10 protein-coding genes and 1 tRNA gene are annotated in these 13,750 nt (G+C 34.9%); 4 read left to right on the top strand and 7 right to left on the bottom strand.

What is annotated here, in order from left to right:
- Window positions 1-20 precede the first annotated feature (20 nt).
- Entirely contained in the window at window positions 21-1,532 is a 1,512-nt protein-coding gene (locus ACFFLS_RS25260; protein ID WP_379682732.1) for a hypothetical protein, read from the bottom strand.
- Window positions 1,533-1,847: 315 nt separating this feature from the next.
- Between ACFFLS_RS25260 and ACFFLS_RS25255 the strand changes: the two genes are divergently transcribed.
- From ACFFLS_RS25255 to ACFFLS_RS25240, 4 genes are all read left to right on the top strand, one after another.
- Window positions 1,848-2,279: a PaaI family thioesterase gene (locus ACFFLS_RS25255; protein ID WP_379682731.1), complete on the top strand. Its 432-nt coding sequence runs from the start codon at window positions 1,848-1,850 to the stop codon at window positions 2,277-2,279.
- A 3-nt stretch (window positions 2,280-2,282) separates the two neighbouring features.
- Entirely contained in the window at window positions 2,283-3,347 is a 1,065-nt protein-coding gene (locus ACFFLS_RS25250; RefSeq protein WP_379682730.1) for a chorismate-binding protein, read from the top strand.
- An 83-nt stretch (window positions 3,348-3,430) separates the two neighbouring features.
- Window positions 3,431-4,147 (top strand): bacillithiol biosynthesis deacetylase BshB1, encoded by a 717-nt coding sequence (gene bshB1 / locus ACFFLS_RS25245; protein ID WP_379682729.1) that lies wholly within the window; start codon window positions 3,431-3,433, stop codon window positions 4,145-4,147.
- Between the two features lie 66 nt (window positions 4,148-4,213).
- Window positions 4,214-4,287, top strand: a tRNA-His gene (locus ACFFLS_RS25240).
- Window positions 4,288-4,670: 383 nt separating this feature from the next.
- On the opposite strand, the gene ypfJ is transcribed toward ACFFLS_RS25240, so the two are convergent.
- The 6 genes from ypfJ to panB form a co-directional block, all read right to left on the bottom strand.
- Window positions 4,671-5,519 (bottom strand): KPN_02809 family neutral zinc metallopeptidase, encoded by an 849-nt coding sequence (gene ypfJ, locus ACFFLS_RS25235; RefSeq protein ID WP_379682728.1) that lies wholly within the window; start codon window positions 5,517-5,519, stop codon window positions 4,671-4,673.
- Window positions 5,520-5,651: 132 nt separating this feature from the next.
- Window positions 5,652-9,704, bottom strand: a complete 4,053-nt coding sequence (locus ACFFLS_RS25230) for a PAS domain S-box protein (RefSeq protein ID WP_379682727.1) — start codon at window positions 9,702-9,704, stop codon at window positions 5,652-5,654.
- Window positions 9,705-9,788: 84 nt separating this feature from the next.
- Complete coding sequence (locus ACFFLS_RS25225) at window positions 9,789-10,586, bottom strand: hypothetical protein (protein WP_379682726.1); 798 nt, start codon at window positions 10,584-10,586, stop codon at window positions 9,789-9,791.
- A 121-nt stretch (window positions 10,587-10,707) separates the two neighbouring features.
- Window positions 10,708-12,036, bottom strand: coding sequence for an aldehyde dehydrogenase (locus ACFFLS_RS25220; RefSeq protein WP_379682725.1), 1,329 nt, complete (start codon window positions 12,034-12,036; stop codon window positions 10,708-10,710).
- 75 nt (window positions 12,037-12,111) lie between these two features.
- Window positions 12,112-12,801, bottom strand: coding sequence for an RluA family pseudouridine synthase (locus ACFFLS_RS25215; protein WP_379682724.1), 690 nt, complete (start codon window positions 12,799-12,801; stop codon window positions 12,112-12,114).
- 117 nt (window positions 12,802-12,918) lie between these two features.
- The gene (gene panB, locus ACFFLS_RS25210; RefSeq protein WP_379682723.1) at window positions 12,919-13,737 is read right to left on the bottom strand and encodes a 3-methyl-2-oxobutanoate hydroxymethyltransferase; all 819 of its coding nucleotides are present in this window, start codon (window positions 13,735-13,737) and stop codon (window positions 12,919-12,921) included.
- Window positions 13,738-13,750 lie beyond the last annotated feature (13 nt).

Here is a 13,750-nt window from a genome sequence, read left to right as displayed (position 1 = left end):
GTGCCTTTGTGGCAAAACAATTACTTAGGAAAATCTTGACTTTGATAAGCCCCCAAATCCGGTGGAGAAGTTCTTGTAACTCCTAAAATATCTAACGGAATGATATACGTCTGATTTCCTTTCGCGAAAGCGGCAGAAGTTTTGTCGATATTAAATTTATTTTCAGAAGGCTTATAAAACCTCGGATTCTCATTCAAAATGATATTATTATAATGTTCCGTATCAGTTTTAAATTGATAAAGTAGATTTGTGGACGAACTGCTGAATTTTAAAAGACAGTTATTCAATTGATACACAAATGCTGCATTTGTGTTTTTAGACAGATTAAACTCATTGATTCCGGATCCATAAATGATGCAGTTGTTAAAAACGGCTTTCGTGAGCGGATTTGCTTCTGGACTGGCTCCAGCCAATGCATTGCTAAGATTTACGGCAAACTGTGAACTGCTTGGCCAATTGTTATTGAAGGTGCAATGCGTAAAACTGTAACTTCCTCCATAAAGGCAAGAAAGAGAGGCTAAACCACTGTAGTTTATTACAATGTTTTCGCCATTTATTTCTGAGTTTTGAGCTAAGATTCCGTATTGGGCGCAGTTGAAAATCTGTGTGTTTTTAATTGAAATTGGATTATTTTGCGTTTTTATGTCTAAACCGATTACGGCATTTTTTATAGTCAAATGATTGATTGAGTGATTTATACTTTGTGTGGAAAGAATCACAGATTTCCATTGCCCTGGAATACCCGAATAAAGTGATTCTAAGCGATCGCCTTCAAAAATAACTTCGTTTTCTAGTTTTTCGGTATTTGAAATTCCTCCGTTAATCTGAATAGAAGCTTTATCGCCAACATACAATCCTGAATTGGCATGAAAATGTACTCTGGCGCCAGCATTAAAGATTACGGTTTTGTCTTCGGGAACCCCAGCATAGCCATAAATAACGTACGGTTTTTGATTGGTAAAAATCAATTCATTTCCATTTTCTGGATTGTTTTCATCCAAATAAAACCCATCAACAGCTTTACCATCAATTTGAATTTTTTCTTTTGTTCCGTCGGGGTTTTGTTGTGGAAATAAGAATACAGCATCCTGAATTAAGGTAACCAAGGCTACTTCTTGTAAATTGGCACCACTATCAAACTGAATTTCATCGGTATATAGAAAATCCACAGGATTAGCATCTGTAATATCCGCAGTCGTTTCAATAAAAATGTATAAGCTGTCTTTCGCCAAAAGCGTAACATCGTTAAAAATTTTTCCGTTGTTGCCGCTCATTCCGTCAACAGTCATTCGGTATTTTGAGTTTAAGCCTTTTTTTAGCTGTATAATCGGAATCGAAATATCATTTTTGCTTCGGTTGTAAACTTTTAATTGATAAGTGCTTGAACCGATGTTTTTGAAAATGGTATCCAAATAAACTGTATCTTTTGAAAACTTCAAATCTCCCGTACTGGCAACGGTATCAAAATCGGTTCTACACGAACTAAAAGCTAGAATGATTCCGAAAATAAAAAATACAAAGTATTGACGCATTTTGATTGGTTTGGTTTTTTGCCACAGATTAAAAGGATTAAAATGATTTTTTTTTTTGCCACAAATTACACGAATTTTCACAAATTATAATGAAATAGAATTCGTGAAAATTCGTGCAATTCGTGGCTGTCTTAAAAAAGTAAATCCTTTTTATATGTGTAATCAGTGGCAATAAAAAGCCAAAGATTGATTTTGATTGTTTTTGTAAAAATAACAAAAAACTGACAGGTTTGAAGAGGAATTAGAATTTTAGAACAGCATTTTCGCTTTTGTGTCTTATCTTTCTTTAATTTTACGATTTTAAAGATTATTTTAATGAATTATACAAAACAACAGATTTTGGCGCATTGCAATGAGTTTTCTAAAAACACATTGATGGAAACGCTCAAAATAGAATATATCGACGCCGGAGAAGATTTTTTAACAGCAAAAATGCCTGTAAATCCAAGTGTTCACCAACCAATGGGTTTGCTTCATGGAGGTGCATCTGTCGCTTTGGCAGAAAGTGTGGGAAGCGCGGCTTCTTTCTTTTTCATCAATCCGAAAGAGCAGGAGGTAAGAGGTATCGAAATTTCTGCAAATCATCTAAAAAGTATTCGCGAAGGATATGTTTTCGGAACAGCCAGAATTATTCATAAAGGAAGAAGCCTTCATTTGTGGGAAATTAAAATTACAGATGAAGAAGGCAATTTGGTTTCGCTTTGCAAATTGACGAATATGGTTTTGGACAGAAAGAAAAGTGAGTAAATTATGAATCCATTTTTCTTAAAAATTAAAAAGCATAAAGAACAAAATTTGCCTTTTGTACTTTATTCTAAACCTAATACAACAAATCTCATTGGCATTTTACAACAAGACAATACGCTCCATAAAGTTTCGGATTACAGCGAAAAAGGTTTTGTTTTTGCCTCTTTTGATGAAAAACAGCTTATTCTGATTCCCGAAACTGAATCAGAAATTAGTACTGTCGAAAAAGAAACAACTTCATTTGGCCCAATAGAAATTGATGATTTGAATTTTGATCCCGAAGCTAAATTTCAATATGAATATTTAGTGGCTCAGGGAATTCAGGCAATTCGAAACGAAGAATTTAAAAAAGTTGTTTTGTCAAGAAGCGAAGAGGTTCCTTTGTCTGAATTTGATTTTATTGAAACTTTTCAGCACTTGGTTCAATTGTATCCCGCAACTTTTTGTTATTGTTTCTTTCATCCCAAAATCGGACTTTGGATGGGAGCAACGCCAGAAAAGCTTTTGAAAGCCAACGGCAATGTTTTTGAAACCATGGCTTTGGCAGGAACGCAGAAAGATAATGCAGCAACTGAAATTGTTTGGCAGCAAAAAGAAAAAGACGAACAACAATTTGTGACTGATTTTATTGTAAAAAGGCTTAAAGAATTTACAGCTTCGGTTGTAGTTTCTGAACCTTATAGTTTGAAAGCGGGCTCGATTTGGCATATTAAAACTGATATTTCAGGTGTTTTGAAAGATAACTCGACTTTAGAGGAAGTGATTGACACCTTGCATCCGACTCCTGCCGTTTGCGGACTTCCAAAGAAAAAAGCAAAAGGATTTATTATCGAAAACGAGAATTACGATCGTACTTTTTATACGGGTTTTCTAGGAGAATTAAACAGCACTTTTGGTGAAACAGAAGCAAGCTCTGATTTATTTGTAAATTTACGATGCATGCAGATTCAGGAAGAAAAAGCGATTTTGTACATGGGCTGCGGTATTACAAAAGAAAGTATTCCCGAAAAAGAATGGGAAGAAAGCGTCAACAAATCGATGACGATGAAAAAAGTATTAAAAAAATAGTTTCAAGTTTGAAGTTTCAGGTTTCACGTTCTGTACGCAACCTGAAACTTGAAACCTGAAACTTGAAACCAGAAACAAAAATTATGAAATTAGATATATTAGCCTTTGGCGCACATCCAGACGATGTAGAATTGGGTTGCGCTGGAACCATTTTAAAAGAAGTTTCCCTTGGGAAAAAAGTAGGTATTGTAGATTTGACACGGGGAGAATTAGGAACGCGTGGTTCTGCTGAAATCCGAGATGAGGAAGCTAAGGCAGCCGCAGCGATTTTAGGGGTTGTCGTACGCGAAAATCTGCGTATGCGTGATGGATTTTTTGTGAATGATGAAAAACATCAATTAGAAGTCATAAAAATGATTCGAAAGTACAAACCTGAGATTGTATTGTGCAATGCAATTGACGATCGCCATATTGATCATGGAAAAGGAAGTAAACTAGTTTCTGATGCCTGCTTTTTATCTGGTTTGATGAAAATAGAAACTTCTATTGATGGCGAAAAACAAGAAGCTTGGAGACCGAAGGTGGTTTACCATTATATTCAGTGGAAAAATATCGAACCAGATTTCGTTGTAGACATTACGGGGTTTGAACATAAAAAAATTGAAGCCGTTGCAGCTTATAAAACGCAGTTTTACGATCCAGATTCAAAAGAGCCAGCAACGCCGATTACCAGTAAAAACTTCTTTGAAAGTTTAAATTATCGTGCGCAAGACTTAGGAAGATTAGTTGGGAAAGATTTTGCCGAAGGTTTTACAGTTGAAAGGTGTTTGGCAGTCAGTAGTTTAGAAAATTTATTGTAAATTTTTCATTTTTTTCTTTGTAGAACTGAACCTTTGTTCTATATTTGCACTCGCTAAGCAAAAATGGTGGTTGTAGCTCAGCTGGTTAGAGTAGCGGTTTGTGGTGCCGCGGGTCGCCGGTTCGAACCCGGTCAGCCACCCAGATTTAAAGCCTTGAAGAAATTCAAGGCTTTTTTTGTTTTCTGACGAAAACAAAAAAAATAAAATTCCAATTTTTTGGAAATTTCAAATTCCAAATTTCAAACTCCAAATTCAAATCGCAATATCAAATGTAGCCCACGGTTTTAACCATGTAGACGGTGGGGATATAGATTGTGGTAATGTTGCGTTCCAGCGGTTGAAATTGCTGGTTATGTTTTCAAATATTGGCGAATAAATTGGAATGTATTAGATTTCTTCTTTTACAAGCAATTTGAGATTGGAATTTGGAATTTTTTATTTCGAAATTTAAAAACATTGGAAATTAAAAAAGCCCGACTGTAAAGTCGAGCTTTTCGGGTGGTTATTATATTTGGTTTCTGTATTATCTGATTTCTTCAAATGTGGTTCCTTGCTTTATATCGCCTGTTTTAAAGCCTTTTTTGAACCAATACATTCTTTGTTCTGATGTTCCGTGGGTAAATGAGTCAGGAACAACATGTCCTTGCATTTTACTCTGTATAGCATCGTCGCCAACGGCATTCGCTGCACTTAAGGCTTCTTCTATATCTCCCGTATCTAAGTTTTCCTGATTGTAATGTGCCCATACACCAGCATAAAAATCTGCCTGAAGTTCTAGTGCAACAGAAAGTTTATTGGCGGCAGCTTCGCTTTTTCCTTGCTGTTCCTGACGCATTTTTGCAGATGTTCCTAACAATGTTTGGATATGATGTCCAATCTCATGTGCGATGACGTAAGCAATGGCAAAATCTCCTCCTTTTGCGCCGAATTTGGTTTTGAGTTCGTCAAAAAATCCTAAATCCATGTAGACTTTGCGGTCACCGGGACAATAAAACGGACCTGATGCAGACGAAGCGCCTCCGCAGGCAGTTTGTACAGAACCTCTAAAAAGAACCAGTTTTGGTTTTTCATATGTCATTCCGTTTTCTTCAAAAATCTTACTCCAAATGTCTTCATTATCTGCAAGGACAACTTTTACAAAATTCCCAAGCTCTTCGTCTTCTTTGCTTAAAGGAGCGGCAGTCTCTGTCTGGTTTTGCCCGCCCTGCATTTGTTCTAGTGCAGAACCTACAGCCTGGCCGGTTTCGCCTCCAAATACATTAAGCAGTAAAATAATTATACCGATGACTCCGCCTCCAATAACAGCTTTTCCGCCCGAAATTGACCTGCGGTCTTCAACATTATCACTTTGTCTTCTGCCTAACCATTTCATAATGTATTTTTTTGCTTTAGTTTATGATTCTTGATGCACGAATGTATGTATTTTTTTATGAATAAAGTGTTAACAAAACTGAATTAGTTTTTTTTAATAATTCTTTTTTAGCCAAGAAAAGACATCTCAGATTTACTTGAGCCATTTTATTAATGCTTCTTCTACTGTTCCTTTCATGATTGGTTTAGAAATGTAATCATCCATACCGGCAGAAATGCATTTATTTCGTTCTTCTTTTTCGGCTCCGGCAGTTACAGCAATTATCGGAATATCTCTTCCTTTTGCGGTGTTTCTAATGGCTTTTGTTGTTTCGTAACCGTTCATAATCGGCATTTGAATGTCCATAAAAACCAAGGTCGGATTTATGTGTTCAAATTGCTGAACGGCCTCATAGCCATTTTCACATTCAAAAATAAAAGCATTATTGTAGAGGTTTTTAATAATAGTTTTTAAAAGCAGCATGTTTACCTTGTTGTCTTCGACAATTAAAAAGGTAATAAGTTTATCGTTGCTTTCATTGTTTTCCGAGTCTAAATCCAAATTAAGGCTTTTAAGTTCTGCTTTGTATTTGTCGTTAATGGTTTGATTGCTGGTTTTTAGATTTAGGTCAAAATAAAAATTGCTTCCTTCTCCGATTTTGCTTTCGAGCTGCAAACGGCTTTCCATTAAAGCAAGAAGCTGATTTGAAATGGTTAGGCCGAGTCCAGTTCCTCCAAATTTTCTAGTGGTAGAACTGTCTTCCTGTGAAAAAGCTTTGAAAATTTTCTTTTGGTTTTTCTCTAAAATTCCAATTCCCGTATCAATTACCGAGAAACGAATTATGCAGTTGTTGTTTTTATCTTTTTCTAATACCGAAACGTTTAGTTTAATAGAACCTTCGTTGGTAAATTTGACTGCATTTGAGAGCAAATTAATCAGGATTTGTTTGATTCTAACAATATCTGTCCAGATATATTTTGGAACATCTGAATCAATATTAAGCTCCAGTCGTAGGTCCTTTTGATTAGATTCGTAAACAATTAAATCGAAAACCTGACCCAAAACTTTTTTGATGTCATAGAGGTCAATAAACAATTCCAGTTTTCCAGCTTCAATCTTAGAAAAATCAAGGATATCATTGATGATTTCAAGCAGCGAATGCGCCGACTGATTTATGGTTGTCATGTATTTTTCTTGAATTTCTTCGAGCTCAGTTTTCATTAGTAAATGTGTAAAACCGATAATTCCGTTGAGTGGTGTTCTAATTTCGTGTGACATGTTTGCCAAGAAATCCGATTTTGATTTGTTTGCGGCCTCGGCAAGCTGTTTTGCTTTTATTGCATCTTCAATCTCCTTTTTGTTGGTAATATCGAAGTAGATTCCGCCTACAAATTCAATTTCGTCTTCTTTTTTAATCACGTCACCAAATTCTTCTACCCAGATGTATTCGCCAGTTTTGCGTTTAATTCTATAAACATTATGCAACGGCATTCCTTTCTGCAGATTATCAATTTGATTGTTGATTACTTCATCTTTATCATCATGATGAATCAACGAAAGAAAGGATAAATTATTTTCAATAAATTCAGATTTTGAATAACCGGTTAAGTTTAAAACTTCATCATTAAGAAAAATTTTGGTCGAAAAAGCATCAAATTTAGACAAGTAGACAGTTCCCGGAATATTATTGGCAATAAGTTTGAATTTTTCTTCACTTTCAATAATTTTATTTTCATTCCGATTTCTTTCTAACGCTGATGAAATGTTATTAGCTAGAACCTGAAAGATATAGATTTCTTCTTCAGACCATTTTCTCTCCTGAAAACAATCATCAAAACCAATAAAACCCATAAAAATATCATTGATATAAAGCGGCAGAATTAAAATTGATTTGATTTCATTCTCAATTAAAAGTTGCTTAAAAAATCCTTCTTTAAGTTTTCTTGTAAAGGTGTTAAGGATTTTTTTGTTTTGTGCTGATTCGTAAATTTCTTTGAGATTTTCTGGCGTTAGGTGTCGTAAAGGAGTAATTTGGTGTCTGACGCCTTCTCTAGACCATTTGTATTTTTGGCTTACCGTATCTGTCAAAAAATCTCTTTCGTAGTAATACATATGATCTACTTTGGCTGCTTTTCCTATCAAATCATAAGTTTCCTGAAACATTTGCTGTGTACTTTTGCTTAAGAGGAATTTTTCGGTACAAAGAGAAAGCGCATACAAAAGCTGGCTTTTAAATTCCAATCTTCTTTCGGCTTCTAAACGCATTTGAGATGAAATTGCCAGCGAAATTACATCGGAGATTGTTCTGGCATAATTGATGTCTTCATTGTCCCATTCCCGCTTTTGTTCGGTGCTTTCAAAACAAACCACTCCGGCAAGTTGTCCGTTTAAGAAAATCGGAACATCCAACATTGATTTTATATTGTTTTTAGTGAAGTATAAAATCTCAAATTCTGAGGTTTCTAATTTGTTGAAAACGTCTGGAGCATTGATAATTGCCTTATTGTTTAAAGTCTCAAAATAAATAGGATACGACTCTTTATTTAAAATGTTTTTATCGGAAACGTTTTGATTGTCAAGGCTGAAAAGGTTTTTACAAGTTATGATATCCTTTTCATATCTCCAGAAACTGACACGATTGGATTTGCTGACATTTGTTGCCTCTTGGATGATAAGGTCGATTACGGTATTTAAATTGTCGTATTGACTAAAATCGGTTGTAGAAAGTTTTTTGGTTGAATTGTTGTAAGCTTCGATTTTTTTGAGACGCCTTTTTTTCTCGTTTTCGATGTTTTTTATTTTAGTAATATCCCGTGCAATTCCCGAATATCCTAGTGTTTGTCCCAAATCATTTTTACGGACTATGATTTTCTGTGAAATCCAGATTTCGCTGCCATCTTTTGTTAGAACCGGAATTTCGATTACTGGAAAATTATTTTCGTTCAGTTGTAAATTTTCGTAAAAATCTACGGCATTTGTCAAATAGCTTTCATGTATGAAATTAGAATAATGCTGATTTATGATTTCATTTTGCGAATAGCCGAGAATTGAATATCCAAACTCATTGATAAAAGTGAAATAACCATCGACATCAATTTCAAAAATAATATCTGTTGCAGTCTGAATAAGATTTTTATATTGATCCTGAACGATAATTTGCTCTGTTACATCTTGTCCGATGCTGATAATCAAATCATCAGAGAATTTTTTGTCTTTCCACTGAATGTATTTGTATTCGCCATTTTCTGCTTTTAGTTTTTTGATATAAAGCTTGTTTTCTTCGGCATTTAAAGGGTTTAATTTTTCTTCAGATTCAGATTCCTGTGTCAGTTTCCAGAATTTTAAGCCAAGTACTTCTTCAGGTTGATAACCTAAAATGGAAGTGATGGTTTCGCTGCAGAATAAAATTTCGCCTTTCTGGTTTGATGCGATAGTAAGAGAATTTCCTTTATGTACAATTTCGCTAGCAAACCTGAAATTGTCTTTGTTGTTTTGAAGTACCGCATACTTAACCTGATTGATGATGAAAATAAGAATGCAGAAATTAATCAGTAAAACAGATGATTTTATGGGGATTAACTGAAATGTGACCGTGACAAGCAGAAAAACAAAAACAAGCGCTACAAACAGCCAGTAGATTTGTATCGGTTTTAAGACGCTGTACGAAAAGAAGAAAGATATTAAGAAAACAATGACCGGAACAACATCTTTTGGAAGTAAAACGATATTGAATCCGACATAGCTCATGTAAATGAAAAAGCAAAAAATGAAGATTTGCCTAATTTGTTCTCTCAGCCATTTTACCCTGTCGGTGATGGCGTAAATTACAAGAACCGAGATTCCGATTGAAACATTTAAAATCAGTAGGCTTTTTGGTCTGATTTTGAAAATTTCATTAATAATTTCAATGACAATTACGGCTATTCCGAAGAATAAAGCGTATAACTGATATTCTCGCGTTATAGCTTCTTCTTCTTTCTTTTTTTCTATGAAATTTCCAATTTTTGCCTTTATTCTAAAAAACTGATAAACCAGCAAAGACAGAAAACCTAAGAGCGATAATCCTAAAAGAATGAGTTTAGGATTGTTGTAAAAAATAATATCGGAGTTAAAAACATACCAGTTTGTCATAATTGATTTTAGGGCACTGCCAAAATCAGCAGTTCCTGAAACCAATAAATTGATAAAACTATAGTATGAGACCATAGAATCTAGGTATGTTTGGTTTAGTTAATAGCATTTTTGAAATAGCTAAAAAAAGTTGGTCAGTCTTTTTTCAGATTAGATTTTTCAATATTTAAAATCAGATTCACCAATAGAATCGATAGGGTCTTTTGTGTTTTCAACGCCAAAAATTGCAAAATAAACTGCATATGCTACTGAGGTATTAAAAACCGCCGTAAAAATTACCCCGATACAACAAGCAAAAAAGCCTACCATAGAGCCAAAAAAGCCTACAATGAAAAAAGCGAATATTGTAATAGGATCTTTGGTAACAATTGCTAAACTTCCTTTTATCGCATCTAGAGCTCTCAGATTTCCAAAAATCACCAAAGGAATTGTCAAAAACATGAAATAAGATATAATAAACGAAATCAGATTACCAACTAAAAGCACTCCGATACTGTCTAAAAAATTCGCGATTGAAGTTCCTATCAAAGTTGGTATAAAGGACGCAATAAAAATTTGTGCAAAATAAGGAGCTTTGTAATAGGTGAAAATAGTCGAAACATTAAATGTAATGTCCTGATCGGCAGAATCGGCCATTTTAAGGAAACCCGCACCAAATGGAGCAACTAATGCTGTTATTAAAGAAATTGCCGCGGTAGAAGAAAGCAGTTCTACATAAGTCAGATTCTGTGGGTCAAACCTCTCAATAAAATCTTTTGAAATATTTTCTATTCCTAAATACGTCACAAGTCCAGCCATAAAAGCCATACCGAAAAGTATAGAGAAAACTAAAATGATAAGTCCTGAGTAAAGTGCTATTTTTTTGTAATTTTCAAAAGCATGATTAAATACAGTTGAAAAATCTAGAGAGTAGCCATTTCTTTTGATGTCCTCAATTCGAGAAAGTGTAGATTTCATTGTTAACGTAAAATTGTTTTATAAACAGTGTTTTTAATTGATAAACTTGACGTAAATATAATATTTTTAATCAATTCTTTATCGAAATCTACAAAACATTGCGAAATTGTTTTAGACTGATTTACAGCCAATCAAGTATTTTTTTTATAGAAGAGAGTTTGTCTTTGTAAGGGGCATAGCGCATTGGAAGATCGAGCCAGTTTGCTTTTTTGACAATTGCCTTATGATGCGAAAAAGTATCGAAGCTAAGTTTGCCGTGATATGCGCCGATGCCGCTGTGTCCGACACCTCCAAACGGAAGTCTCTTGTTTGAAAAATGTACAACAGTATCGTTGATGCATCCTCCGCCAAAAGAATAGTCCGAAATTAATTTTTTTGAAAATGATTTATTTTCACTGAAAATATAAAAAGCAAGTGGTTTCTCATATCGGCTTACTACATTTTTGATGTCGTTTTCATTTTCGTAAGTCAGAATTGGAAGAATAGGGCCGAAAATCTCTTCTTTCATAACCGGACTTTCCAAATGAGGTTCTTCCAAAAGCGTAGGCGCTATGTAAAGCTTGTTGGCGTCGTTTTCTCCTCCAAACAATATATTTTCATTTTGAATCATATTGGTAAGACGAAACCAATTTTTTGTGTTTATGATACGAGCAAAATCGGGTGACTTATCAATTTTTTTGCCATAAGCTTCTATGATTTCTTCTATAAGGTAAGAGATGAAATTGACTTTCATGTTTTTCTGAATCAGAATATAATCGGGAGCAATGCAGGTTTGTCCCGCATTTATAAATTTTCCCCATACAATTCGCTTTGCGGCCAGTTTTAAATCAGCGGTTTCGTCTACAATACAAGGATTTTTCCCGCCAAGTTCCAAGGTTACAGGCGTAAGATTTTCAGCTGCAGCTCTTGCGATAATTTTTCCAACAGTAGGACTTCCTGTAAAAAAAATGTAGTCCCAACGTTTTTCGAGTAATTTATTAGAAACATCAACACCTCCTTCAAAAACATCAACGTGGTTGATATGAAAAGTCTTTTCTATAATTTTAGCAATAATAGCAGAAGTATGAGGAGTAAGTTCCGAGGGTTTTAAAGTCACTTTGTTTCCCGCTGCGACTGCCGCGATTAGAGGGCATAAAGCCAATTGAAAAGGGTAATTCCAAGGAGCGATAATCAAGACATTCCCGTATGGTTCTTTATAAAGATAATCTGAAGAAGGAAAATTAAGAAGCGATGGGAAAACACGTTTGGGTTTTGCCCATTTGTGAATGTTTTTTATTGTGTTTTTTAAATCTGAAATGACATAACTGGTTTCAGTGACAACAGCCTCAAACTCTGGTTTCTTAAAATCATCATACAAAGCTTTGATAATTAAATCCTCGCTTTTCTGAATAGTGTATAATAACTTTTTAAGGGTTTCCTTTCGGTATCCGATGTCGCTTTTATAGTCCATTTTGCAATCAGCTTGTTTTTTTGACTATGCAAGTTAATCGATAAAATTCAATAATTTGTCAATTTAATCATAAAATCACACGGCATTCCAAACTGGATCATCGGGCACAGGAGCCTCTATAACAATGTTCTCTTTAGAAACAGGGTGTGTAAAAACCAGTTTTCGGGCATGAAGATGAATGCCTCCGTCTGGATTGCTTCTGTCTGCGCCATATTTTAGATCCCCTTTTATTGGAGAACCAATCGCTGTCAATTGAGCCCGAATCTGATGGTGGCGTCCGGTATGCAGATTTATTTCCAATGCAGTATAATGCTGCAGTTCTTTGATGATTGTATAATCTAAACTCGCTTTTTTGCTGTCGGGAACTTCTTTTAAATGTGCTTTTGAAGTGTTGTTTTTTTCATTTCGTTTTAAAAAATGAACCAATACTGCTTTGGCTTCTTTTGGTTTGTTTTTAACAACTGCCCAATACGTTTTTTGAGTTTCGCGATTGCTGAACATTTCATTCATTCGCGACAATGCTTTGCTGGTTCTGGCAAAAACAACAATTCCGGTTGTAGGTCTGTCCAAACGGTGAATGACTCCAAGAAAAACATCTCCAGGTTTGTTGTATTTTTCCTTTATATATTCTCTCACAATATCAGAAAGCGGTTTGTCGCCAGTTTTGTCACCTTGAACAATATCACCAACACGTTTATTGATCACAATTAAGTGATTGTCTTCATGTAGAATCTGCAGATTGTTTTTGTTGGAAAGAATTTTCATGGAAATGATTTAATTTAAAATTAGAACCTAAAAAAATATACCTCCGACCAAAGCCGGAGGCATCAAAAAATTATATTAAGAATCTTTGTCTCTTTGTAACTCAGAAGCTTAAAGAAGTTAATATTGTTCTTTATCATTCGGAAAATCGCTCGATTTTACATCAGCTGCATATTGTCCGATTGCTTTAGTCATTTCTTCGTATAGATTAAGATAACGGCGAAGGAAACGTGGGCTGAATTCATTGTTCATTCCTAACATATCATGAATAACCAGAACTTGTCCGTCAACACCACCTCCGGCACCAATCCCGATAACTGGAATCGAAATACTTTGTGCAACTTGTTTCGCTAAATCGGCAGGAATTTTTTCAAGGACTACTCCAAAACAGCCTATTTTTTCAAGCATTTTAGCATCTTCGATAAGTTTTTCTGCTTCTTCTTCCTCTTTGGCGCGCACGCTGTAAGTTCCAAATTTATAGATGGATTGTGGCGTTAAACCTAAATGCCCCATTACCGGAATTCCTGCATTTAATATCTTTTTGATTGATTCCTTAATTTCTTTACCACCTTCCAATTTTACGGCATGTGCGCCACTTTCTTTCATGATTCTGATAGCAGAACGTAAAGCTTCTTTAGGATCAGACTGGTAACTTCCGAATGGAAGATCCACCACAACCAAAGCGCGCTCAATGGCACGAACTACAGAAGAAGCATGATAAATCATTTGGTCTAAAGTAATTGGAAGCGTCGTTTCGTGTCCAGCCATTACATTTGAAGCCGAATCTCCTACCAAAATTACATCAACACCTGCTGTGTCAACAATTTTTGCCATTGTATAATCATAAGCCGTCAGCATAGAGATTTTTTCTCCATTGCTTTTCATTTCGATTAACGATTTTGTTGTGATTCTTTTGTAATCTTTTTTTGCTACTGACATTGTATTATTTTTT

Origin of the sequence: Flavobacterium procerum (genome assembly GCF_042431625.1) — a bacterium.
GTDB lineage: Bacteria > Bacteroidota > Bacteroidia > Flavobacteriales > Flavobacteriaceae > Flavobacterium > Flavobacterium procerum.
Note: the sequence above shows the minus strand (reverse complement) of the source record. Positions and strands in the feature narration are given on the sequence as shown.

Coding starts and splice junctions, on each gene's coding strand:
- ACFFLS_RS25260 (WP_379682732.1), bottom strand. CDS start 1,532: ATGCGTCAATACTTTGTATTTTTTATTTTCGGAATCATTCTAGCTTTT.
- ACFFLS_RS25255 (WP_379682731.1), top strand. CDS start 1,848: ATGAATTATACAAAACAACAGATTTTGGCGCATTGCAATGAGTTTTCT.
- ACFFLS_RS25220 (WP_379682725.1), bottom strand. CDS start 12,036: ATGGACTATAAAAGCGACATCGGATACCGAAAGGAAACCCTTAAAAAG.
- panB (WP_379682723.1), bottom strand. CDS start 13,737: ATGTCAGTAGCAAAAAAAGATTACAAAAGAATCACAACAAAATCGTTA.
- ACFFLS_RS25225 (WP_379682726.1), bottom strand. CDS start 10,586: ATGAAATCTACACTTTCTCGAATTGAGGACATCAAAAGAAATGGCTAC.
- ACFFLS_RS25250 (WP_379682730.1), top strand. CDS start 2,283: ATGAATCCATTTTTCTTAAAAATTAAAAAGCATAAAGAACAAAATTTG.
- ACFFLS_RS25230 (WP_379682727.1), bottom strand. CDS start 9,704: ATGGTCTCATACTATAGTTTTATCAATTTATTGGTTTCAGGAACTGCT.
- bshB1 (WP_379682729.1), top strand. CDS start 3,431: ATGAAATTAGATATATTAGCCTTTGGCGCACATCCAGACGATGTAGAA.
- ACFFLS_RS25215 (WP_379682724.1), bottom strand. CDS start 12,801: ATGAAAATTCTTTCCAACAAAAACAATCTGCAGATTCTACATGAAGAC.
- ypfJ (WP_379682728.1), bottom strand. CDS start 5,519: ATGAAATGGTTAGGCAGAAGACAAAGTGATAATGTTGAAGACCGCAGG.